Annotated in this window: 24 protein-coding genes; 12 read left to right on the top strand and 12 right to left on the bottom strand. The window is 54.1% G+C overall.

The features are described from left to right. Nucleotides 1-45 precede the first annotated feature (45 nt). Nucleotides 46-654, bottom strand: coding sequence for an undecaprenyl-diphosphate phosphatase (gene ybjG / locus CSE01S_RS04660; protein ID WP_042286190.1), 609 nt, complete (start codon nucleotides 652-654; stop codon nucleotides 46-48). 299 nt (nucleotides 655-953) lie between these two features. On the opposite strand from ybjG, the gene CSE01S_RS04655 reads away from it, so the two are divergent. Beyond that, a complete protein-coding gene (locus tag CSE01S_RS04655; protein WP_042284986.1) occupies nucleotides 954-2,186 on the top strand; it encodes an MFS transporter in 1,233 nt (410 codons plus the stop codon). A gap of 93 nt (nucleotides 2,187-2,279) precedes the next feature. Here CSE01S_RS04655 and CSE01S_RS04650 read toward each other — a convergent pair whose 3' ends face one another. Together CSE01S_RS04650 and CSE01S_RS04645 are read right to left on the bottom strand one after the other, a co-directional pair. Then, nucleotides 2,280-3,092, bottom strand: a complete 813-nt coding sequence (locus CSE01S_RS04650) for a Cof-type HAD-IIB family hydrolase (RefSeq protein ID WP_042284982.1) — start codon at nucleotides 3,090-3,092, stop codon at nucleotides 2,280-2,282. Next, nucleotides 3,093-4,301 carry an MFS transporter gene (locus CSE01S_RS04645; protein WP_042284979.1) on the bottom strand — a complete coding sequence of 403 codons (1,209 nt, stop codon included), beginning with the start codon at nucleotides 4,299-4,301 and terminating at the stop codon, nucleotides 3,093-3,095. A gap of 85 nt (nucleotides 4,302-4,386) precedes the next feature. Between CSE01S_RS04645 and CSE01S_RS04640 the strand changes: the two genes are divergently transcribed. Continuing rightward, complete coding sequence (locus tag CSE01S_RS04640) at nucleotides 4,387-4,929, top strand: TetR/AcrR family transcriptional regulator (RefSeq protein WP_042284976.1); 543 nt, start codon at nucleotides 4,387-4,389, stop codon at nucleotides 4,927-4,929. Nucleotides 4,930-5,105: 176 nt separating this feature from the next. On the opposite strand, the gene CSE01S_RS04635 is transcribed toward CSE01S_RS04640, so the two are convergent. Continuing rightward, nucleotides 5,106-5,897, bottom strand: a complete 792-nt coding sequence (locus tag CSE01S_RS04635) for a DUF6216 family protein (protein WP_042284974.1) — start codon at nucleotides 5,895-5,897, stop codon at nucleotides 5,106-5,108. 559 nt (nucleotides 5,898-6,456) lie between these two features. Further along, nucleotides 6,457-8,142: an aspartate:alanine antiporter gene (locus CSE01S_RS04630; protein WP_042284971.1), complete on the bottom strand. Its 1,686-nt coding sequence runs from the start codon at nucleotides 8,140-8,142 to the stop codon at nucleotides 6,457-6,459. A 268-nt stretch (nucleotides 8,143-8,410) separates the two neighbouring features. Here CSE01S_RS04630 and CSE01S_RS04625 point away from each other — a divergent pair, with 268 nt between their 5' ends. After that, nucleotides 8,411-8,788: an inner membrane protein YbjM gene (locus CSE01S_RS04625; RefSeq protein WP_042284968.1), complete on the top strand. Its 378-nt coding sequence runs from the start codon at nucleotides 8,411-8,413 to the stop codon at nucleotides 8,786-8,788. A gap of 47 nt (nucleotides 8,789-8,835) precedes the next feature. Here the strand turns inward: CSE01S_RS04625 and CSE01S_RS04620 are convergent, their stop codons facing one another. Continuing rightward, the gene (locus CSE01S_RS04620) at nucleotides 8,836-9,099 is read right to left on the bottom strand and encodes a GrxA family glutaredoxin (RefSeq protein ID WP_042284966.1); all 264 of its coding nucleotides are present in this window, start codon (nucleotides 9,097-9,099) and stop codon (nucleotides 8,836-8,838) included. Nucleotides 9,100-9,288: 189 nt separating this feature from the next. Here CSE01S_RS04620 and nfsA point away from each other — a divergent pair, with 189 nt between their 5' ends. From nfsA to rlmC, 9 genes are all read left to right on the top strand, one after another. Then, nucleotides 9,289-10,011 carry a nitroreductase NfsA gene (gene nfsA / locus CSE01S_RS04615; protein ID WP_042284964.1) on the top strand — a complete coding sequence of 241 codons (723 nt, stop codon included), beginning with the start codon at nucleotides 9,289-9,291 and terminating at the stop codon, nucleotides 10,009-10,011. Nucleotides 10,012-10,071: 60 nt separating this feature from the next. Next, nucleotides 10,072-10,974, top strand: coding sequence for a 30S ribosomal protein S6--L-glutamate ligase (gene rimK / locus CSE01S_RS04610; RefSeq protein WP_042284962.1), 903 nt, complete (start codon nucleotides 10,072-10,074; stop codon nucleotides 10,972-10,974). Nucleotides 10,975-11,062: 88 nt separating this feature from the next. Then, on the top strand, nucleotides 11,063-11,539 hold the full coding sequence (locus CSE01S_RS04605; RefSeq protein WP_042284958.1) for a YbjN domain-containing protein: 477 nt from the start codon (nucleotides 11,063-11,065) through the stop codon (nucleotides 11,537-11,539). 364 nt (nucleotides 11,540-11,903) lie between these two features. Next, nucleotides 11,904-13,016: a spermidine/putrescine ABC transporter substrate-binding protein PotF gene (gene potF / locus CSE01S_RS04600; RefSeq protein WP_042284956.1), complete on the top strand. Its 1,113-nt coding sequence runs from the start codon at nucleotides 11,904-11,906 to the stop codon at nucleotides 13,014-13,016. 106 nt (nucleotides 13,017-13,122) lie between these two features. Beyond that, a complete protein-coding gene (potG, locus tag CSE01S_RS04595; RefSeq protein WP_042284953.1) occupies nucleotides 13,123-14,256 on the top strand; it encodes a putrescine ABC transporter ATP-binding subunit PotG in 1,134 nt (377 codons plus the stop codon). Nucleotides 14,257-14,265: 9 nt separating this feature from the next. Beyond that, nucleotides 14,266-15,219 (top strand): putrescine ABC transporter permease PotH, encoded by a 954-nt coding sequence (potH, locus tag CSE01S_RS04590; protein WP_042284949.1) that lies wholly within the window; start codon nucleotides 14,266-14,268, stop codon nucleotides 15,217-15,219. Continuing rightward, the gene (potI, locus tag CSE01S_RS04585; protein WP_042284946.1) at nucleotides 15,216-16,061 is read left to right on the top strand and encodes a putrescine ABC transporter permease PotI; all 846 of its coding nucleotides are present in this window, start codon (nucleotides 15,216-15,218) and stop codon (nucleotides 16,059-16,061) included. The genes potH and potI overlap by 4 nt, the downstream gene beginning before the upstream one ends. A 17-nt stretch (nucleotides 16,062-16,078) precedes the next feature. Then, the gene (locus CSE01S_RS04580; protein WP_120714883.1) at nucleotides 16,079-16,600 is read left to right on the top strand and encodes a YbjO family protein; all 522 of its coding nucleotides are present in this window, start codon (nucleotides 16,079-16,081) and stop codon (nucleotides 16,598-16,600) included. Nucleotides 16,601-16,677: 77 nt separating this feature from the next. Next, entirely contained in the window at nucleotides 16,678-17,808 is a 1,131-nt protein-coding gene (gene rlmC / locus CSE01S_RS04575) for a 23S rRNA (uracil(747)-C(5))-methyltransferase RlmC (protein WP_042284941.1), read from the top strand. A 30-nt stretch (nucleotides 17,809-17,838) separates the two neighbouring features. On the opposite strand, the gene artJ is transcribed toward rlmC, so the two are convergent. The 6 genes from artJ to CSE01S_RS04545 form a co-directional block, all read right to left on the bottom strand. After that, a complete protein-coding gene (artJ, locus tag CSE01S_RS04570) occupies nucleotides 17,839-18,570 on the bottom strand; it encodes an arginine ABC transporter substrate-binding protein ArtJ (RefSeq protein ID WP_042284939.1) in 732 nt (243 codons plus the stop codon). Nucleotides 18,571-18,742: 172 nt separating this feature from the next. Beyond that, entirely contained in the window at nucleotides 18,743-19,411 is a 669-nt protein-coding gene (artM, locus tag CSE01S_RS04565; protein ID WP_042284936.1) for an arginine ABC transporter permease ArtM, read from the bottom strand. Beyond that, a complete protein-coding gene (gene artQ, locus CSE01S_RS04560; protein WP_042284934.1) occupies nucleotides 19,411-20,127 on the bottom strand; it encodes an arginine ABC transporter permease ArtQ in 717 nt (238 codons plus the stop codon). Before artQ ends, artM begins: the two co-directional genes overlap by 1 nt. 6 nt (nucleotides 20,128-20,133) lie before the next feature. Continuing rightward, nucleotides 20,134-20,865, bottom strand: coding sequence for an arginine ABC transporter substrate-binding protein ArtI (gene artI / locus CSE01S_RS04555; RefSeq protein WP_042284932.1), 732 nt, complete (start codon nucleotides 20,863-20,865; stop codon nucleotides 20,134-20,136). A 17-nt stretch (nucleotides 20,866-20,882) separates the two neighbouring features. Beyond that, complete coding sequence (gene artP / locus CSE01S_RS04550; RefSeq protein WP_042284928.1) at nucleotides 20,883-21,611, bottom strand: arginine ABC transporter ATP-binding protein ArtP; 729 nt, start codon at nucleotides 21,609-21,611, stop codon at nucleotides 20,883-20,885. A 275-nt stretch (nucleotides 21,612-21,886) separates the two neighbouring features. Beyond that, nucleotides 21,887-22,402 (bottom strand): lipoprotein, encoded by a 516-nt coding sequence (locus tag CSE01S_RS04545; protein WP_042284925.1) that lies wholly within the window; start codon nucleotides 22,400-22,402, stop codon nucleotides 21,887-21,889. Between the last annotated feature and the right edge of the window lie 39 nt (nucleotides 22,403-22,441).

Raw genomic sequence — 22,441 nt, 5'->3', positions numbered from 1 at the left:
CGCTGCTGATAGCAGAGTGCTTAATATTACTCTTTTTCCCCCGGTTTAGTCACGCACCCAGCCTTTGCGAATGGGCAGGGCAAAGCAGAACCGATAGGCATTTTGCAGCCCGCGATACACAGCCGCGCCGTATTTTTGCCAGATCATCTGCGCGTTCAGACAGCCAATCATCCCCGCCAGCAGTCCGCCGAGCATATCAAGCGGCCAGTGAACGCCGAGATAAATGCGGGACCAGGCGATGGTGAGCGCCAGCGCCATCAGGATGATGCCGGACCACAGGCGATGCCAGAAAAGAAACGCCAGCGCAAAGGTAAAAATGACCGTTCCGTGATCGCTTGGATAAGAGTCGTCCGCCGCATGGGGAAGATAGTGGTAGCCCACGCCTTCCGCAAACGGGCGCTCGTGGGGGAATAGGTGCCCCATCAGCCAAGAGACCAACAGGCTTACCGCCAGCGCCAGCGTCATTTTGACAATCAGTTGGCGCTGGGCGCAAACCTGGCCGCGCGGCCCCCAAAGCCAGAGCGCTACGGCGGCAAGGGGCACGATACCGATCAGATCTTTTGCGATAAAGATAGCGAGGGAAATCATCCAGGACGCCGAGTCCGGCGTAGCGTTAATTAACGAGAACAACCAATAGTTTATATTTTCCAGCATAACTTCCAGACTCAGTGCGTTGACGTAATAACCTGTGCAGGAACGAGAATAAAATTGGCGATCCCACGGGTAAAGCGGCATTGTCCTATTCACCTGTTAAATGAGGTGTTTTTAAGACATTAACGCCTGTTAATCGCTCATGATAAAGCCGCTAACGTAGACTGACCTTAAACCAACGGTGGCGGTAGAGATGAGACGGTAAAAATGTGCGCAATTTACTTTCGCTGCGCATAATTCACTATCTCCGGTGGCGCAGTTTCATTACACTTTGCGCGATTTTTAACTGGCGATGAGATTGCATGCAAAACCGTTTACAACAAGGTGCCCGGCTTGGACGTCAGGCGCTGCTTTTCCCCCTCTGTCTGGTGCTCTACGAATTCTCGACCTATATCGGTAACGATATGATCCAACCCGGCATGCTGGCGGTGGTGGCGCAGTATCAGGCGGGGATTGACTGGGTACCGACATCCATGACCGCCTACCTGGCGGGCGGCATGTTTCTGCAGTGGTTGTTAGGGCCGCTGTCGGACCGTATTGGCCGTCGGCCGGTCATGTTAGCTGGCGTGGTATGGTTTATTGTCACCTGCCTCGCCACGCTGCTGGCGCAAACGATCGAACAGTTCACCCTGCTGCGTTTTTTGCAGGGCATCAGTTTATGTTTCATTGGTGCGGTAGGTTATGCGGCGATACAGGAGTCGTTTGAGGAAGCGGTGTGTATCAAGATAACCGCGTTAATGGCCAACGTCGCGCTGATCGCGCCGCTATTAGGTCCGCTGGTGGGCGCGGCCTGGGTGCACGTTTTGCCGTGGGAAGGGATGTTTGTGCTGTTTGCCGTACTGGCGGCGATGGCGTTTTTTGGCCTGCAACGGGCGATGCCTGAAACGGCGACGCGCATCGGCGAGCCGCTTTCGTTAAAGGCGCTCGGACGTGATTACCAGCAGGTCATGAAGAACGGGCGCTTTGTCGCTGGCGCGCTGGCGCTCGGATTTGTCAGTTTGCCGCTGCTGGCCTGGATTGCGCAGTCGCCGATTATCATTATCAGCGGTGAACAGCTCAGCAGCTATCAATATGGCCTGCTGCAGGTGCCGATTTTCGGCGCTTTGATTGCCGGAAATCTGGTGCTGGCGCGTCTGACTTCCCGCCGCACGGTGCGTTCGCTGATTATCATGGGCGGCTGGCCGATTGTGCTGGGGCTAATTCTTGCCGCGGCGGCAACGGTGGTTTCATCCCATGCTTATCTGTGGATGACCGCCGGGCTGAGCGTCTATGCGTTTGGTATTGGTCTGGCGAATGCCGGGCTGGTACGTTTGACCCTGTTTGCCAGCGACATGAGCAAGGGCACTGTTTCCGCGGCGATGGGGATGTTGCAAATGCTCATTTTCACCGTCGGCATAGAGGTCAGCAAATATGCTTATCTGAGCGGTGGAAACGGATTGTTCAGCCTGTTTAACCTCACTAACGGTATTCTGTGGCTGCTGCTGATGGCAATCTTCCTGAAAGATAAACGGGTCGGGAACACCCGGGAAGGATAACGCCATGATGCCTGATGGCGTTGCGCTGGCCTGGAAAGCAAAAATTGACAGGCTGTAAGACGCAAAGCGTTGCCATCAGGCTTTCATCAGATCTTAATGAAACGGCGCTTCGTTGTTTAACACCTTATCAATAATATCCAGCACACCTTCCTCGTTATTCGAACCCGCGCGGTATTTCGCCGCGGCGGCCACCCCTTTCCCCGCATGTTCCATCGCAAAGCTAAAGCCTGCCTGGCGCAGCATTTCAATATCATTACCGCCATCGCCGAAGGCCACCACTTCGCTGTCGTCAATGCCCCAGCGCTGCTGTAGCAACCGCAAACCGTTGGCTTTGTGTACGCCCGGGATGATCAAATCGATACTGCCGTAGCCGGTGTGTACCGGCACCATGATATCGCCGATAGCCTCATGCAACGCGCGCTGGACCTGCGGGATTTTGTCATCTGAAATATTCAGGCCGAATTTGAAAAACACATCGTTAATATTGTCGAAGCTGTCAACGAATTCGAGTCGGTGATAGTACATACCTGCCATCGTTTTCATCGCATCGCTATAGGTTTTCAGGGTATAGGCGCTGCTTTTTCCGCAGGCGATAATGTCGACATCGCGCCGGGTCAGCAGATGATCAACGATGGCGCTAAACGCCGCTTTCGGCAGTTCGCCATTAAAAACATCTTCACCTTCACTGACCACCCAGCCGCCATTTTCCGCGACGAAGGCAATCTCATTGGCTATCTCTGGAAAGAAAGAGATAAGCTGGTAATACTGGTTACCGCTGGCGACCACGAAACGAATCCCTCGTGCTTTCATCTGCGCGTACTGCCTCAGAAAGCGTTCGCGGTTATAGGTTTTCCGATCGCTCAGAAAGGTGCCGTCCATATCCACAGCAATTAACTTAATAGCCATTTATCCCTTCTCCGTCGCAGTTTGCGTTGTTGATTCCGGTTTGGCGACCGCTCTCGCCACGATTGCCGCCAGTAGCACCAGCGCCAGCACCACCAGCATGGCGCTGCGCAGTCCGTAGTGCTCACCGAGATAGCCTAACAGCGGCGGTCCAACCAGGAACGCCAGATAACCCGTCGTTGCCACAACGCTGACGCGGGTTGGCGCGTCCGGACCCGTATCGCTGGCGGCAGAGATGGTCAACGGGAAGCCCAGCGATGCGCCGAGTCCCCACAATATGACCGAAACGCCCGCCACCCAGGCGCTGTCGACAAAAATGATCAGCCCGATGCCGAGCGCGCCCATCAGCGCGCTGGCACGAACAACCGCCACGCGACTGTAGCGATCGATAAACCAGCCGCCGGCAAAGCGTCCAACGGTCATACCGAGGGTAAAGCCAGCGTAAATCAACGAGCCGGACGTCGGACTGAAGCCGTGGCCGTCAACCATCAGCAGCGGTAGCCAGTCATTCGCGGAACCTTCGGCAAAGGCCATTGCCAGCACCACGACGCCGATAAGCAGCAGTTGCATATCACGCCAAAAGGGAACACCTTTTTCCTGAGGCGTTGAACCGTCGCTGGCGTTTTTGCCCGTGCCGTCCGGAATTGCCCGGATAGCAATAAAAATCGGGGCGATGGCCACCAGAGAGGCCAGTAATATGTGCGTGGTCGCCGCCACGCCAAAAGCGGTTAAAAACATCCCCACGCCTGCGCCAGCCAGCGTTCCAAGGCTGTAAAACCCGTGCATCATTGGCAACACGGTCTTATTCATCTCACGTTCAACCGCCGCGCCTTCGATGTTAATCGCCACTTCCGCCGATCCAAAACTGGCGCCGAACACGCCTAATCCCAGCGCAAACAGCAGCGGCGAGGCGAGCCCTAACGCGAGACACAGCACTAACATCCCCAACACCGCGCAGGACATAGTGGTGCGGATCACGTTGCGGGTGCCAAATCGTTTCACCAGCCAGGCCGAACAAAGGATGCCGCTCATTGAACCAATGGACAAACCAAACAGGACGGCGCCCATTTCCGCCGTTGAGACGGAGAGCGTGTCGCGAATCGCTGGCGTACGCGTCGCCCAGGAAGCCATCAGCAGGCCGGGCAAAAAGAAGAACATAAACAGCGCCCAGGTTCGGCGTTGCAGGGCTTTACGTGAGGAAAGGGCAGTCATTAAGTTCACATCGTTAATGAAGGACAGGAGACAACATTAGCAATAAAGTGTACATTTGTACATAAACCCGTTCTGAGGAAAAAATGTGCGACGTGCTAATGACCCACAGCGGCGAGAGAAAATTATTACGGCCACGCTTGAGGCGGTAAAAGAGCACGGCATTCACGCCGTCACGCATCGCAAAATCGCGGCGATTGCCGGTGTTCCGCTGGGATCGTTAACCTACTATTTTTCGGGTATCGATGAGCTGCTCACTGAGGCATTGAGTCAGTTTACCGATACCATGTCTGAGCAGTATCAGGCCTTCTTTGCCGACGTGAGCGACGCGCAGGGCGCCTGTCTGGCTATTACCGGGATGATCCACAGTTCGCAGGTCACCACGCCGGAAAACATGGCGTTGATGTACCAGCTTTACGCCTTCGCCAGCCGTAAACCGGCATTAAAAACGGTGATGCAAAACTGGATGCAGCGCAGCCAGCGTACGCTGGAACAGTGGTTTCCCCCCGGCACTGCCCGCGCGCTGGACGCGTTTATTGAAGGGATGACGCTGCACTTCGTGACCGACCGCACGCCCCTGTCGCGGGAGGAGATCCTGCTAATGGTGAAGCGTATAGCGGGAATAGTGTAAGCATGTCGGAAGGGATCGCTGGCTGGAGTTTTAAGTTATAAAAACACTTTATTACCACTCCACGGAAAATGGGTCTCCATAGTTATCGTGACCATTCGGATCTGCATAAATGCTTTAGTCGCAAGAGGCAAAAAAGCATTATGCAGAGCAAAGAGTGTCGGGTATTAGCAAAACGTCTAACGATCTAACTCTTGATATATAGCATAGATACCCTCTGTCTTAAATTCACCATGGGCACAATGGATTGCTTTTTTTTGCTCATTCAAAATGTACTTTCTGACTTTCCTGGAATAGTGTATTGTTAGCATAAACCCCAATGGCAACCATAATAAAATAAACATTGTCAGAGGAACAAAAGAGTACATGAAAAACTTATCTTTATTAAATTTTTTTATGGATTTTTCGATATAATTTATTCCGTCTTGCGTGGTTAACAGACTGCATAAATTTTCTTTGTTTTCGATCGTAAGTGCATTGTATTGCCTGGTGCTAGTTGGTGATTTTTGTAAGCAGTCATCAGCAGAAATAGTCCAGTTTGCAGGAGCGAATATTGTCGCTGATGTCGCCATTTTTTTTGATATGTAAAATGCTTCGCCAGTTTTTTTCCAGTAAAGTAATGCCGTATCGGGTGGGGTCTTATAAGTTTGAATAAGTGCAGGCATGAAAAAGTAAACTGCAAGTATGAAAATAAATGAAAACGCGATTGTGATTATTTTCTCTGGCCAACCAGGGGCAGGTAAATTTTTTAAGGGGATGGTTATAAAGAATACGTTTAGTATAAATGCGGGGACACCAGATTTTTTTAATATCTCGTTATGTGATTTTCTGTATTGAAAAAGTGCACCTATTAATTTGCATATAAGAATGACTGCGCCGATGATAGAAATCCATGCAGCGGCTGTTGCCGCAGGTGAGCTTAAAAATTCGGCATTGAATATGTTAAGAGGGGCAGAACTAACAGAACTCATAAAATCTCCAGAGGGTTGTTTTTATCCTTCAATCAATTTGTACCATCCAGAGCATAATTTTCAAGAGCTTATGAATTGATTAGCTGTTGCAATTATTTCATATGGATATGCAGCGGAGCGGGGTTATGCACCTTTTCACAAATTTTATCTGTCCTGGTTCTGTCATCGGTGTGGGCCAGAAAAACGGGCGGAACATGGCAAAAAAACAATAGGGTTTATAGGTTGGATGCTGCGAGCGGCGGGTACGCAGATGGGGTCAGACACGGGAGGGGCGGTCAGGAAAACGATCGGGTGTTCATGCATTCTATCGCCAGCCTGTTTTCTTCACCGGTCTTGCTGCCGTCACCCATAGAAAGAAAGTGAACAACGTTCATTGATTTGAAGACAACAACATCCCAGGCAACAAAAAACCCATCAACCTTGAACCGAAACGGCGGGGTTGATGGGCTCCACAAATTGGGGACATCAAAGAAAAGCAGTGGCACTAGTTATGACTGACGCCTTTAAGAAAAGTTCTGCGCATTTGCAAAAAATTTTCACTTAAGGCGTAACTTCAGTTTTATCCTAAGCCAGGCCAGATAATGATGATAAGCGTCCCCGCCAGTGTGAGCAGTACGTTCGCGATAGCATAGGTGCCCGCGTAGCCCAGCGCCGGAATGTTACTGCGTGCGGTATCGCTGATGATTTCCATTGCTGGCGCGCAGGTACGTGCGCCCATCATCGCGCCAAACAGTAGCGCACGGTTCATGCGCAGGACATAGGCGCCAAACAGGAAGCAAATGATGACCGGGACCAGGCTGACGATAAGCCCGGCTACCAGCATCTGACCGCCAATCGCTCCCAGACCGTTGCCGATACCGCTACCCGCGCTCAGGCCCACGCCGGCCATGAAGACCATCAGACCGAACTCTTTCACCATATTCAGCGCGCCCTGTGGGATATAGCCGAATGTGGGATGGTTGGCGCGAAGAAAGCCAAGCATGATCCCGGCGAACAGCAGACCGGCCGCGTTACCGATGCCAAAGCTAAAATTACTGAACTGGAAGGTGATCATGCCGATCATCAGACCAATAATAAAAAATGCGCAGAAGGCGAGCAGATCGGTTACCTGGCTATGAATGGAGATAAAGCCAATGCGATCGGCAATCGTTTTTACGCGACGGGCATCGCCGCTAACCTGCAAAACATCCCCTTTGTTAAGCACCACGTTGTCGTCAATCGGCATTTCAATTTGCGAACGGATCACGCGGTTAAGGAAGCAGCCATGGTCGGTGAGCTTCAACTGAGCGAGGCGACGACCGACGGCATTGTGGTTTTTCACGACAATTTCTTCGGTGACAATACGCATGTCGAGCAGATCGCGGTCAAAAACTTCTTTCCCATTACGAAAGCTCGGATCGAGCCGGGCGTGCGCATCCGGATAGCCCACCAGCGCGATTTCATCGCCCATTTGCAGGACCGCGTCACCGTCCGGGTTGGCGAGTATGCCGTTACGGCGAATACGCTCGATATAACAACCGGTCTGGCGATAAATGCCCAGCTCGCGCAAGTTTTTCCCGTCCGTCCACGCCACCAGTTCGGGGCCGACGCGGTAAGCGCGAATAACCGGCAGGTAGACTTTGCGGTTGGTATCGGTATCCAGTCCCCGCTCACGGGCGATCTGCTGGGCGCTGGTTTGCAGATCCTGATGCTGGAGTTTAGGCAGGTAGCGCGCGCCGACGATCAGACTGACCAGACCGATGAGGTAGGTCAACGCATAACCCAGACTGAGGTTATCGAGCGCGCGGGACAGCTCTGCGCTCTCCATGCCGAAATGCCGCAGCGTATCGCCCGCGCCGACCAGCACGGGGGTGGAGGTCATTGAGCCAGCCAGCATACCCGCCGTCAGGCCGATATCCCAGCCAAACAGCTTACCCAGCCCTAAGGCGATCAGCAGCGCGCTGCCGACCATCACCAGGGCCAGCATCAGGTAGTTTTTCCCGTCGCGAAAAAAAATGGAAAAAAAGTTAGGCCCCGCCTCAACGCCGACGCAGAAAATAAACAGCATGAAACCCAGGTTCAGGGCATCGGTGTTAATGCTGAAATGCTGCTGCCCTAATAATAGAGAGACCACTAAAACGCCAATGGAATTACCCAGTTGGACGGAACCCAGGCGCAATTTACCGAGACACAGGCCAAGCGCCAGTACGACAAATAATAACAGGATGTAATTCCCATTTAACAAATCGGCGACGTTTATATTCACGGAGGCTAACTTCTTGTTTACCAGTAAGCTGTTGAAAGAAATGATAATTTACGCTACTGTTTTTGCTATCTAATAAGGGCGGCAGTGTCATATTCGTCGCCCAAATATAAGCAGCACAACAATATATTTGGCTAGTTTAATCTCATTACGTATCAACGGCTATAAGAATCGTATGGGCGTAATTTGGCATGGATTGCTGATCGGCTTTATCTGACTGGACGCCACTGGCGAAAAGTGTGTTCGATAGAGACAGTGTCAGGAGAAACGATTGAAACATAAACAAGGTTGGGCAGGCGCGGTCTGCTGTTTTGTGCTCTTTGTGGTCGTCTGCGTGTTTCTGACGATGAACATGAAGGGGGCATTTCGGGCAGCCGGGCATCCTGAAATTGGGCTGTTGTTTTTTACGCTACCAGGTGCTGTTGCCAGTTTTTGCTCTCATCGTCGGGAGGTGATCAAACCTCTGCTCGGTGCGATGCTTGCAGCGCCTTGTTGTCTGGTGCTTATGCGCCTCTTTTTTACCCCCACCCGTTCGCTTTGGCAGGAGTTGGCGTGGTTATTCAGCGCCGTGTTCTGGTGCGCGCTGGGCGCCTTATGCTTCTTATTCATCAGCAGCCTGTTCAGGCCGCGTCAGCGTAAAAAACAGTAACGCCCTCGGATGAGGGCGTTTGACATGGATCCGCGCGGGCAAACCTGTCAGGCGAACAGGTTCAGATTCTCTTTTGCCCAGGCTTCGAAATCAGTGCAGCCGCCGATGTGTTTCTGATCGACGAAAATCTGCGGTACGGTTTCCACCGGTTTACCGACCGTTTTTTCCAGATCCGCTTTGGTGATGCCTTCAGCGTGAATGTCGATGTAGCGATAGTTAAAATCTTCGCGCTCATTGCTCAGTTTTTCTGCCAACTCTTTCGCACGTACGCAGTATGGGCAACCTGGGCGACCAAAAATTACGGTAAACATATGTTTCTCCTTCAACTCTGAGCCTGACGGCGAATGGCGGTTATGATGCCGTGATTCGTTCAGCTTGAACAGTAGGTTGCGCCTTTTACTCTAATATCTTTAAGCTATATCTGTTAAGCAGATGAAAGCTGAACGCTTTACACTGTGCCGTCTACACTGATTCTTTCCGCTCAGACAGAGAAAAACGTCATGACTCCAACTATTGATCTGCTTCGTCACCATCGTTCAATTCGTCATTACACCGACCAGGCGATAACCCCCGAACAGCGAGAGGCGATCCTGGCGAGCGCACAGGCCACGTCCAGTTCCAGCTTTTTGCAGTGCACATCGATTATTCGTATCACCGATGCTGCTTTGCGTGAGGCGCTGGTGCCGTTAACCGGTGGACAACAGCACGTAGCCCAGGCCGCGGAATTCTGGGTTTTCTGCGCCGATTTCAACCGCCACCTGCAAATTTGCCCCGACGCCCAATTGGGCCTGGCGGAGCAACTGCTGCTCGGCGTCGTCGATACGGCCATGATGGCGCAAAACGCGCTGACCGCAGCAGAATCACTGGGGCTGGGCGGCGTGTATATCGGCGGTCTGCGCAATAATATTGAGGCGGTGACTGAACTGCTGAACTTGCCAAAACACGTTCTGCCGCTGTTTGGCCTGTGTCTCGGCTGGCCTGCCGACAATCCGGATCTCAAACCCCGTCTGCCTGCCGCCATCGTGGTGCATGAAAATGCCTACCAGCCGCTGGATCACGCGGCCCTCGCCGACTATGACGAACAGCTGGCGCAATATTATCTCACCCGTGGCAGTAATAACCGCCGCGATACCTGGAGCGATCATATTCGTCGCACCCTGATCAAAGAAAACCGTCCGTTCATTCTGGAATATTTGCATAAACAGGGGTGGGCTACGCGCTAAAAATGTTGCCGCTGTGTATGATACGCGGGACGTTGAACGGGTTATTCAGAGAGGTGCAGGGTGAAGATTGCCATATTGTCCCGGGACGGAACGCTCTATTCGTGTAAACGCCTGCGTGAAGCGGCAATGAAGCGCGGTCATCTGGTTGATATTCTCGACCCGCTTTCCTGTTATATGAACATCAACCCGGCGGCGTCGTCTGTTCATTACAAAGGGCGTCGGCTTCCCCATTATGACGCCGTTATCCCGCGTATAGGTTCTGCGATCACCTTTTACGGCACCGCGGCGCTGCGGCAGTTTGAAATGCTCGGGAGCTATCCGCTCAATGAGTCCGTGGCGATTACCCGCGCGCGCGACAAACTGCGCTCGTTGCAGCTGCTGGCGCGCCAGGGTATCGACCTGCCGGTTACCGGCATTGCGCACTCGCCGGATGACACCAGCGATCTCATCGATATGGTCGGCGGCGCGCCGCTGGTGGTGAAGCTGGTGGAAGGAACCCAGGGGATCGGCGTCGTGCTGGCGGAAACTCGCCAGGCGGCGGAAAGCGTGGTGGACGCCTTTCGCGGACTCAACGCCCACATTCTGGTGCAGGAATATATTAAAGAGGCAAAAGGGCGCGATATTCGCTGTCTGGTAGTGGGGGACGAAGTGGTCGCCGCCATTGAACGCCGGGCGAAGGAGGGCGATTTTCGCTCGAATCTGCATCGTGGAGGAGTGGCTTGTATCGCCAACATTACGCCCCGGGAGCGTGAGATTGCGGTAAAAGCGGCGCAAACGCTGGGGCTTGATGTCGCAGGGGTGGATATTTTACGTGCTGAACGTGGTCCGCTGGTGATGGAGGTCAACGCGTCGCCAGGTCTGGAAGGCATTGAAAAAACGACCGGTGTCGATATCGCCGGGCGAATGATCCAGTGGATCGAACGCCACGCGACGCCGGGTTTTTGTCTGAAAACGGGTGGCTGATCTGAATATCGCTGATGATCGTAGCGTGACGCGCGCTTTTTGCGTAAGCTGTGCCGGTATTTTTTTTCGTAAGAGGTAGCACATTATTATGACATCACTGGTCGTTCCCGATCTGGATACGTTGCGACAATGGCTCGACGACCTGGGCATGAGCTTTTTTGAATGTGATACCTGTCAGGCGCTGCACTTACCGCATATGCAAAACTTCGACGGCATTTACGACGCCAAATTAGACCTGGTTGATAACACGTTGCTGTTTTCCGCTATGGCGGAAGTCAGACCGTCTGCGCTGTTGCCGCTGGCGGCGGATTTGTCGGCGATCAACGCCAGCTCTCTCACGGTTAAAGCGTTTCTCGATATGCAGGACGATAATCTGCCAAAGCTGGTGGTTTGCCAGTCTTTATCCGTTATGCGCGGCATCACCTACGAGCAGTTTGAATGGTTCGTGCGTCAGAGCGAGGAGCAGATTTCGATGGTCATTCTTGAAGCGGGGGCGCACCAGATGCTCTACACCGCCGAAGAGGACGCGCAAAAAAGCAACGGCGAAATCCATTTTCTGCATTGATATCCCTTCAGGGAATCACGTGCAGAGCGCAGTCGCTGCCAGTGCGGCTGCGTATTACCCGCTTTTATGCTGCTTTTAACCTTTCTTTAAAGAATTATTCACCTCCTTTCCCGCCAATTCGCTTTATCACATAGACATAAATTGCATAAAAAATTGATAAAAGGCGTTTTTTAATCTGGGCTATGGCCTGAAAACCTGGCTAAAGTTATTCTTGCGATGCGCTGTAACAGCGAGCAATAACGGCCAGGAGAGCGTCCGTTCTTTCCTGAGTGTGCCGGATGACAAAGTATGCACGATTCTTGCATAGCTTTGAGTGCAAATTTTTAGGTTCGTATGTTAACGAACTTGCATAAGGAAAGAGATTATGACCGCCTTAAATAAAAAATGGCTATCGGGTCTGGTTGCGGGCGCTCTGATGGCCGTCTCTGCCGGCACGCTCGCAGCGGAACAAAAAACGCTCCATATTTATAACTGGTCTGATTATATCGCGCCGGATACGGTAGCGAATTTTGAAAAAGAGACCGGGATCAAAGTGGTCTACGACGTGTTTGACTCCAACGAAGTGCTGGAAGGCAAACTGATGGCAGGCAGCACCGGCTTTGACCTGGTGGTGCCGTCCGCCAGTTTCCTTGAGCGCCAGCTGACGGCGGGCGTTTTTCAGCCGCTGGATAAGAGCAAGCTGCCGGACTGGAAAAATCTTGACCCTGAGCTGCTTAAGCTGGTTGCCAAACACGATCCGGAAAACAAATACGCTATGCCATATATGTGGGCGACGACCGGCATTGGCTATAACGTCGAGAAAGTGAAAGCGGCGCTCGGCGCCGATGCCCCGGTGGACAGCTGGGATCTGGTGCTTAAGCCGGAAAACCTCGAAAAGTTAAAAAGCTGCGGCGTCTCTTTCCTCGATGCGCCGGAAGAGGTGTTTGCGACCGTGCTGAACTATCTGGGTAAAGATCCGAACAGCACCGACGCGAAGGACTACACGGGGCCGGCAACCGATCTGCTGCTCAAACTGCGCCCGAATATCCGCTATTTCCACTCTTCGCAATACATTAACGATCTGGCGAACGGCGATACCTGCGTGGCTATTGGCTGGGCAGGCGATGTCTGGCAGGCGGCGAATCGTGCGAAAGAGGCGAAGAATGGCGTCAATATCTCCTTCTCGATCCCGAAAGAGGGGGCAATGGCCTTCTTTGATGTCTTCGCCATGCCCGCCGACGCCAAAAACAAAGAGGAAGCCTATCAGTTCCTGAACTACCTGCTGCGCCCGGACGTCATTGCCCATATCTCCGATCACGTGTTTTATGCCAACGCCAACAAAGAGGCGACGAAGCTGGTGAGCGCGGAAGTGCGTGACAACCCGGGAATTTATCCGCCCGCTGATGTGCGCGCGAAAATGTTCACGCTGAAGGTACAGGAACCGAAAATCGATCGCGTGCGTACCCGCGCATGGACCAAAGTGAAAAGCGGTAAGTAACCTTTCGTCAGTCTGAGACAGGCCGGGTGGCGCATTGCGTGCCCGGCATCAGGCGCACCGAAAGGGGGCGCCTGCACGATTTTTGATTTACGCCGGAGAGCACCCCGTGAATGATGCGATACCTCGCCCGCAGGCGAAACCCCGTAAGGCGCTGACGCCGCTGCTGGAAATCCGTAACCTGACAAAATCCTTTGACGGCCAGCATGCGGTAGACGATGTCAGCCTGACTATCTACAAAGGTGAAATTTTCGCGCTGCTGGGGGCGTCGGGCTGCGGGAAATCCACGCTGCTGCGTATGCTGGCAGGTTTTGAACAACCTACCGCCGGACACATTGTGCTGGACGGCGTCGATCTTGCCCACGTCCCGCCCTATCTGCGCCCTGTCAATATGATGTTTCAGTCCTATGCGCTGTTTCCCCATATGACCGTCGAGCAGAATATCGCTTTTGGCCTGAAGCAGGACAAACTGCCGAAAGCGGAAATCGCCAGCCGTGTTGAAGAGATGCTGGGGCTGGTCCATATGCAGGAGTTCGCCAGACGTAAGCCACATCAGCTTTCCGGTGGCCAGCGTCAACGCGTGGCGCTGGCGCGAAGCCTGGCAAAACGGCCTAAATTATTGCTGCTCGACGAGCCGATGGGGGCGCTGGACAAAAAATTGCGCGACCGGATGCAGCTCGAGGTGGTGGATATTCTCGAGCGCGTCGGCGCGACCTGCGTCATGGTCACCCACGATCAGGAAGAAGCGATGACCATGGCCGGGCGCATTGCCATTATGAATCGCGGCAAGTTTGTCCAGATCGGTGAGCCAGAGGAGATCTATGAGCATCCGACCACCCGTTACAGCGCGGAATTCATCGGTTCGGTTAACGTGTTTGAAGGGGTGCTGAAAGCGCGGCAGGACGATGGCCTGGTGCTGGATTCGCCGGGGCTGGTGCATCCGCTGAAGGTGGATCCCGATGCTTCGGTGGTGGACAACGTGCCGGTGCATGTGGCGTTGCGCCCGGAAAAAATCATGCTGTGCGAAGAACCGCCTGCCGATGGCGTTAACTTCGCCGTGGGAGAAGTGGTGCATATCGCTTATCTCGGCGATCTCTCCATTTACCACGTTCGCTTAAAAAGCGGGCAGATGATCAGCGCTCAGCTTCAGAACGCCCATCGCTACCGCAAAGGGTTGCCGACGTGGGGCGATGAGGTTCGTTTGTGCTGGGATGCCGACAGCTGCGTGGTGTTGACGGTTTAAGGAGCGAAAATGAGTACACTTGAACCTGCGGCATGCGGAGAAAAGCCTGGCGGTTTGCGGCTGTGGCTGGCGCGCGTGCAGATGAATCACGGGCGTAAACTGGTCATTGCGCTGCCTTACGTCTGGCTGATCCTGCTGTTCCTGCTGCCGTTTCTGATCGTCTTTAAAATCAGCCTTGCGGAAATGGCGAGGGCGATCCCGCCGTACACCGAGCTGATGGCGTGGGCTGACGGGCAACTGGCGATCACCCTTAACCTCGGTAACTTCCTGCAGTTGACCGACGATCCGCTTTATTTTGACGCCTATTTGCAGTCGCTACAGGTCGCGGGCATCTCCACCCTGTGCTGCTTGCTGCTGGGATACCCGCTGGCGTGGGCGGTGGCCCACAGCAAGCCGTCGACGCGAAATATCCTGCTGCTGTTAGTGATCCTGCCGTCGTGGACCTCGTTTCTTATTCGCGTTTATGCGTGGATGGGGATCCTGAAAAATAACGGTGTGTTAAACAACTTTCTGCTGTGGCTTGGCGTCATCGACCAGCCGTTGACCATCCTGCATACCAACCTGGCCGTCTATATCGGCATCGTGTATGCCTATCTGCCGTTTATGGTGCTGCCGATCTACACCGCTCTGACGCGCATTGACTATTCGCTGGTGGAAGCCTCGCTCGATCTCGGCGCCCGCCCGCTGAAAACCTTTTTTAGCGTGATCGTGCCGCTGACCAAAGGCGGCATTATTGCCGGTTCCATGCTGGTGTTTATTCCGGCTGTCGGCGAGTTTGTCATTCCTGAGCTGCTCGGCGGGCCGGACAGCATCATGATTGGTCGCGTGCTGTGGCAGGAATTCTTTAACAACCGTGACTGGCCGGTGGCCTCTGCGGTGGCGATCGTGATGTTGCTGCTGCTGATCGTTCCGATCATGTGGTTCCACAAGCACCAGCAAAAAAGCGGAGGCGTCCACGGATGAACAATTTGCCGGTAATACGTTCGCCCTGGCGCATCGTGATTCTGGTGCTGGGCTTTACGTTTCTGTATGCGCCGATGCTGATGCTGGTGATCTACTCGTTTAACAGCTCTAAACTGGTGACGGTATGGGCGGGGTGGTCGACGCGCTGGTACGGCGAGCTGTTTCGCGATGACGCCATGATGAGCGCCGTGGGCTTAAGCCTGACGATAGCCGCCTGCGCGGCGACAATGGCGGTGATCCTGGGCACCATTGCCGCTGTCGTTCTGGTGCGTTTTGGTCGTTTTCGCGGCGCCAACGGTTTCGCTTTTATGATTACTGCGCCGCTGGTAATGCCGGACGTCATTACCGGGCTTTCGTTGCTGTTGCTGTTTGTCGCGCTCGCCCACGCCATCGGTTGGCCGTCCGACCGCGGTATGTTGACCATCTGGCTGGCGCATGTCACCTTCTGTACCGCCTACGTGGCGGTGGTGATCTCCTCGCGCCTGCGGGAACTGGATCGATCTATTGAAGAGGCGGCGATGGATCTCGGCGCGACGCCGCTGAAGGTGTTCTTCGTGATCACCTTACCGATGATCATGCCTGCCATCGTCTCCGGCTGGCTGTTGGCGTTTACGCTGTCGCTTGACGATCTGGTGATCGCCAGCTTTGTTTCCGGTCCCGGCGCGACGACCTTGCCGATGCTGGTGTTCTCCAGCGTGCGCATGGGAGTGAACCCGGAAATCAACGCTCTGGCTACGTTGATCCTCGGGGTGGTCGGAATTGTCGGATTTATCGCCTGGTATCTGATGGCGCGCACGGAAAAACAGCGAATCCGCGATATCCAGCGTGCAAGACGCGGCTGAAGCAATTAAAATTTCCAGTGAAGTGCCGCGCATGTCGCGGCACTGTTTTTCAGGGAAGTCACACATTGGGATTCTTCAAAAAAACGTCCTCATCACACGCTCGTTTAAATGTGCCCGCGCTGGTGCAGGTGGCGGCGCTCGCCATTATAATGATCCGTTGCCTCGACGTGCTGATGATATTCAATACGCTCGGCATTCGGGGGCTTGGCGAATTTATCCATCGCAGCGTGCAAACATGGAGTCTGACGCTGGTTTTTTTGAGCAGCCTGGTGCTGGTGTTTATTGAGATCTGGTGCGCATTTTCGCTGGTAAAAGGGCGCAACTGGGCGCGCTGGATTTATTTACTGACCCAGGTGACCGCCGCGGGCTATTTATGGGCAGCCTCATTAGGCTACGGGTATCCGGAGTTATTCAGCATCGCCGGTGAGTCAAAACGGGAAATTCTGCATACCCTGGTGATGCAGAAGCTGCCGGACATGTTGGTGCTTTGCCTGCTGTTTGTTCCGGCCACCAGCCGCCGGTTCTTCCAGCTCCAGTAAAAACGGCGTCCTGGCGCGACCTACAAATGCCCGAATAATGTGTATAATCGTCGCCCCGAACATCTGAAGGTTTCCGTATGTATTGCGCACTTTATGACGCCGGCCGCTGCCGCTCCTGCCCGTGGATCACGCAGCCGGTTGACGTTCAACTCTCCGCCAAAACAGCCGATCTCAACAATCTGCTTGCCGGTTTCCCGGTGGGGGAGTGGCGCGCGCCAGTCAGCGGGCCGGAACAAGGCTTTCGCAATAAAGCCAAGATGGTGGTCAGCGGCAGCGTGGAAAAACCGCTGCTCGGGATGCTACACCGCGACGGCACGCCGGAAGATCTCTGCGACTGTCCGCTTTATCCGCCGTCGTTTGCTGCCGTTTTCGCCGCCCTCAAGCCGTTTATTGCCCGGGCGGGCTTAACGCCCTACAACGTGGCGCGTAAGCGTGGCGAGCTGAAATATATATTGCTTACCGAAAGCCAGTACGATGGCGGCATGATGCTGCGCTTTGTGCTGCGTTCAGAAACCAAGCTGGCGCAACTGCGCGCCGCGTTGCCCTCGCTGCAGGCGCAACTGCCGCAGCTTAAGGTCATCAGCGTCAACCTGCAGCCTGTGCACATGGCGATTATGGAAGGGGAGACGGAGATCTTCCTGACTGAAACGTCGTCGCTGGCGGAGCGTTTCAACGACGTTCCGCTGTGGATCCGTCCACAAAGTTTTTTCCAGACCAACCCGACGGTGGCAAGCCAGCTCTATGCTACCGCCCGTGACTGGGTGCGTCAGCTCCCGGTAAACCATATGTGGGATCTGTTCTGCGGCGTCGGCGGCTTTGGGCTGCACTGCGCCACGCCTGAGATGCGGCTAACCGGGATTGAAATCTCCCCAGAGGCGATTGCCTGCGCGAAGCAGTCGGCGAAAGAGCTCGGTTTAACGAATCTGCATTTTCAGGCGCTGGACTCCACGCAGTTCGCTACCGCTCAGGAGAGCGCCCCGCAACTGGTGCTGGTGAATCCGCCGCGTCGCGGGATTGGCAAAGCGCTATGCGATTATCTCAGCGAGATGGCCCCGCCGTTTATCATCTACTCGAGTTGCAACGCCCGTACGATGGCAAAAGACATTGCGGATTTACCGGGTTATCGTCCCGAACGCGTGCAGCTTTTCGATATGTTCCCTCACACCGCCCATTATGAAGTGCTGACGCTGCTGGTGCGGAATGCATAAATAACGGCCCGCATTGCGGGCCGTAAATCATTATTGCGGGAACCACTGGTCGTTGATTTTCTGCCAGGTGCCGTCCGCCTTAATGGCGGTCAGCGCGGCGTTCAGTTTCTCTAACAGGGCTTTATTATCCGGGCGAACGGCGATGCCCAGACCGGTGCCGAAATACTGGGGATCGGTCACTTTTTCTGTTCCTGGCCCTAACTGCGGGTTGCTCTTCAGCCATTCGTTGACCACAGCGGTATCGCCGAATACGCCGTCGATACGGCCATTTTTCAGGTCGATAATCGCGTTCTGGTAGCTGTCATAGGCGACAGTTTTGACTTCCGGGTGCTTGTCCTGAAGGTATTTCTGATGCGTGGTGCCGTTTTCCATACCAATACGTTTGCCTTTCAGGTCGGCAAAGGTTTTATACGCATCTTTCCTGGCAATCACCAGCGCGGAGTTGGCGTAGTAAGGTTGGGTAAAGGCGACCTGTTTGCTCCGCTCCGGCGTAATATCCATACCGGAAATGACGGCATCATATTTTCTGAATTTCAGCGCCGGGATCAGGCTGTCAAAGGCATGATTGGTAAAGGTACATTCTGCCTGCATCTGCTTACATAAGGCTTTTGCCAGATCGAGATCGAAACCGACGATTTGGTTATTGGCGTCCATGGATTCAAACGGGGGATAGGTGGCGGAAACCCCGAAGCTGATTTTTTCTGCGGCAGACGCGCCGACAGCGAAAGAGGCAAGCAATGCGGCCAGAACTAACTTTTTCATGGTTGAACTCCCGTTATGATGAAGCGCCGTTTCTGCGGCATGGAATTACAATGCCAGTATTTGAATTTGTATGCAATATAAATGATTAAATATTTTATGCGGGAATAAAAAAAACGGACAGGTTAGCAACTTGTCCGTTTTCTGTATTCAGATTTATGCACTTTCTGAACGGTTAATTCCGGCGTTCAAACGCCAGCGCTTTACGTTCGATCAAGCGCATCATCAGCGTCAAAAGGCCATTAACGATGAGATAAATGACGCCTGCCGCGCCAAATACCATCACGTCGTAAGTGCGCCCGTACATGAGCTGGCTGTAACCCATTACCTCCATCAGCGTAATGGTGTAAGCCAGCGAGGTGCTCTTAAACACCAGCACCACTTCGTTAGAATACGAGGAGAGGGCGCGTTTAAAGGCATAAGGCAGCAGAATCGCCAGTGTGTCTTTTTTGCTCATCCCCAGCGCGCCGCAGGACTGCCACTGGCCTTCCGGGATTGCGCGAATCGCACCGTAAAACAGCTGCGTGGTGTAAGCGGCGCTGTTCAGCGATAGCGCAATCAGCGCGCACAGCCACGGCTCGGACAGCAGATGCCAGAGAACCGGATACGCCTGCAAAGACGGAAACTGCCCCGGTCCATAGTAGATCAGGAAGATCTGCACCAGCAGCGGCGTGCCGGTAAACAGCGTGATATAGCCGCGCACCAGCCAGACCACCCCCGGCGTTTTCAGCGTCAGAACGATGGTGAAAATCAGCGACAGGAGCAGCGCAACGACAATGGATGCCACCGTCAGCGTCAGACTGGTATGCAGCCCTTTTAACAGTTCAGGTAAATACTCAAACATCAGCCCGGTCTCCGCTCAAAACGTGTCGCGCGCAGGTCAATGCGTTTGAGAATGTACTGACTTATCAGGGTGATCACCAGATAGATCGCCGCGGCAATAATATACCAGTTAAACGGCTCCTGGGTGCGTGTCGCAATGCTCTTGGTTTGCAGCATCAGGTCATTGACGCTGATCAGACTGACCAGCGCGGTGTCCTTCAGCAGCACCAACCACTGGTTACCCAGACCAGGCAGGGCATGACGCCACATTTGCGGCATCACCAGGCGGAAGAAGATCGCCGCTTTCGACAGCCCCAGCGCCTGGCCGGACTCCCACTGCCCAATCGGTACCGCTTTCAGCGCGCCGCGCAGGGTTTGCGAAGCATACGCCGCATACAGCAGCGAAAGGGCAATTACGCCACACAGGAACGGGCTGACGTCGAAGTTTTCGATCTCCATTTGTATCGGGATCTGCACGACGCCCAGATTAACGGTAAAGCCGTCAGAGAGCGTCAGCAGCAGTTGAGAGGAGCCGAAATAAATAAACAGCACCACCAGAATTTCCGGCAGGCCGCGTAAAATCGTCACCAGCGCTGAGCCGGTCCACGCGACCGGACGCCATTTAACTGACTCCCAGACGGCGAAAAACATCGCCAACGCAAGGCCGAGGATCAGCGCGCAAACGGCAAGGCCGACGGTCATCCCGGCGGCGCTTGCTAACGGAAAAAATTCGTTCATCAAGGCTTACTTCTGGAACCATTTGTTATAGATGGTTTCGTAAGTGCCATCTTTTTTCACTTTTTCCAGCGCAGCGTTAAATTTCTGCTGCAACTCGGTGTTGCCCTGACGGACAGCGATGCCGAGGCCGGTGCCGAAGTAGTCTTTATCCGTCACTTTGTCGCCAACCGCCGCCAGTTTCGGATTATCCTTCAGCCATTCGGTAACCACCGCGGTGTCGCCGAATACGCCGTCAATACGTCCGTTTTGCAGATCCAGCTTCGCGTTCTGATAGCTGTCGTAAGGAACGGTCGTAATTTCCGGGTGCTTATCCATAATGAACTTCTGGTGAGTGGTGCCGTTCTGCACGCCCACTTTTTTGCCTTTCAACTGATCCACGCTGGAGAATTTACCCTGCTGGCCAATAAACAGCGCGGAGTTGTCATAATACGGCGTGGTGAACAGCACCTGTTTTTCGCGCTCCGGCGTGATGTCCATCCCGGCCATAACCGCATCGAAGCGGCGGAACTTCAGACTGGGGATCAGGCTGTCAAACGCCTGGTTGGTGAACGTACAGGTGGCGTCAATCTCTTTACACAGCGCATTGGCCAGGTCGACGTCGAAACCGACGATTTTGTTCTTCGCATCCATCGACTCGAACGGAGGGTAGGATGCTTCGGTCGCAAAACGAATGGTCTGTGCTGCTGTTGCAGAAAGGCTAAAGCCAGCGATAAGCGCGGCAATCAGAACTTTTTTCATTGTCGTTGTCCCGAATCTTAGTGAGAGAGATAGTTTTTAAACGCATCGGTCTGCGGGTTGGCGAAGCACCCCGCATCACCCAGCTCGACGATGTGACCGTTTTCCATATACACCACGCGGCTGGCGGTTTTCCGCGCCACTTCCACTTCGTGCGTCACGATCACCTGAGTAATGTTCGTTTCCGCCAGTTCACGAATGATACTGACGATTTGCGCGGTGATTTCCGGATCCAGCGCGGCTGTGGGTTCATCAAACAACAACACCTGCGGTTCCATCATCAGCGCGCGGGCGATGGCGACGCGCTGCTGCTGGCCGCCAGAAAGGTGCAAGGGATAACGATCGCTGTAGGGCTTCAGACGCAGGCGTTCCAGCAGCTTCTCCGCACGGGCTAAGGCCTGATCTTTCGTCAGCCCGAGTACGCGGCAGGGCGCTTCGATAAGGTTCTGCTGTACGGTCAGATGCGGCCACAGATTGTACTGCTGAAAGACCATGCCGACATTCTGGCGCAGATCGCGAATGGCTTTGTCTGACGGCGTCTTGCGGAAGTCGAAATGGTTGCCCGCAATGTCCAGCGTACCGGACCGCGGCATCTCCAGAAGGTTGAGTACGCGCAGCAGCGAGCTTTTACCCGCCCCGCTTGGGCCAAGCAACACCAGCGTTTCGCCCTGCGGGCAATCCAGCGTGATATCGAACAGCGCCTGATGCGCGCCGTAGAAGCAGTTAATGCCGTTTAATTGAATACTCATTGATACTCGTATACTGGCCGTCTGATAGCTATTGAAGCCGCAGATAGTACCTTTGGCAGAATAGTTATGCAATATTTATGCTTTAAAAGTTAAATATAGCGCGCATTTCCCCTTAAACATAGCACAAAATAGCGGCGGCAAGATGGCGCAAGCATGATTGTCGGCATTCTGTGAAGAATGCCAGACAATTTACGCGAGAAAGGAAAAAAATGATGTGGGACTGCGTGTAGGCCGGATAAAACAATGCGCAGCCATCCGGCCTGTAACGTCAAAAATTAACGGTTCTCAACCGACTGGCGCAGGGTTCCGGCTGGCGCATGGACGCTGCCGCCGAGGTAGCGCACATCGTCAATCACCCAGCACTGACCTTCATGAATCATCAATACTTCATCCTGCCAGCGCTGCTCGCCCTGTTTCAGCTCCACGCGCAGCGGAATATTGCGCGCGTCCCGGTTCGGAATGGTCGACGCGCTGGCGACGTTTGCGCTGTCCGGCGGCGTTGCGCGGCTGGAGAAGGGATCGCTGCTCAAAAGCTGACGATGCTGGCCGTCGCGGCTGGCGTCAGACAGCAGTTTCGCCAGGTTATCGCTCAGGTATGGGCGCAGGGCGGTAAGGTCATTGCTGCGGTGCTGAATGCGATAGTCATAGAATTGTTGAGCCACATCGTCCGGGCCTCCCTCCACGCAGGCGCCTGCACGCGGTCCGTTATCTTTGTAGGCCGGCGTGACGGTGGTGCAGGCACTGAGAAGCAGCGCGCAGGGGATAAGCAGGGAGAGTTTCGAATAGCGCATAGTGATTTCCTTATAAGCTTCTGCTAATAGTCTTCTACA

The sequence above is a fragment of the Citrobacter sedlakii NBRC 105722 genome (assembly GCF_000759835.1).
In the GTDB taxonomy this organism is placed as follows: domain Bacteria; phylum Pseudomonadota; class Gammaproteobacteria; order Enterobacterales; family Enterobacteriaceae; genus Citrobacter_A; species Citrobacter_A sedlakii.
The sequence above is the reverse complement of the archived record's forward strand: the minus strand, read 5'-3'. Positions and strand labels throughout refer to the sequence as shown.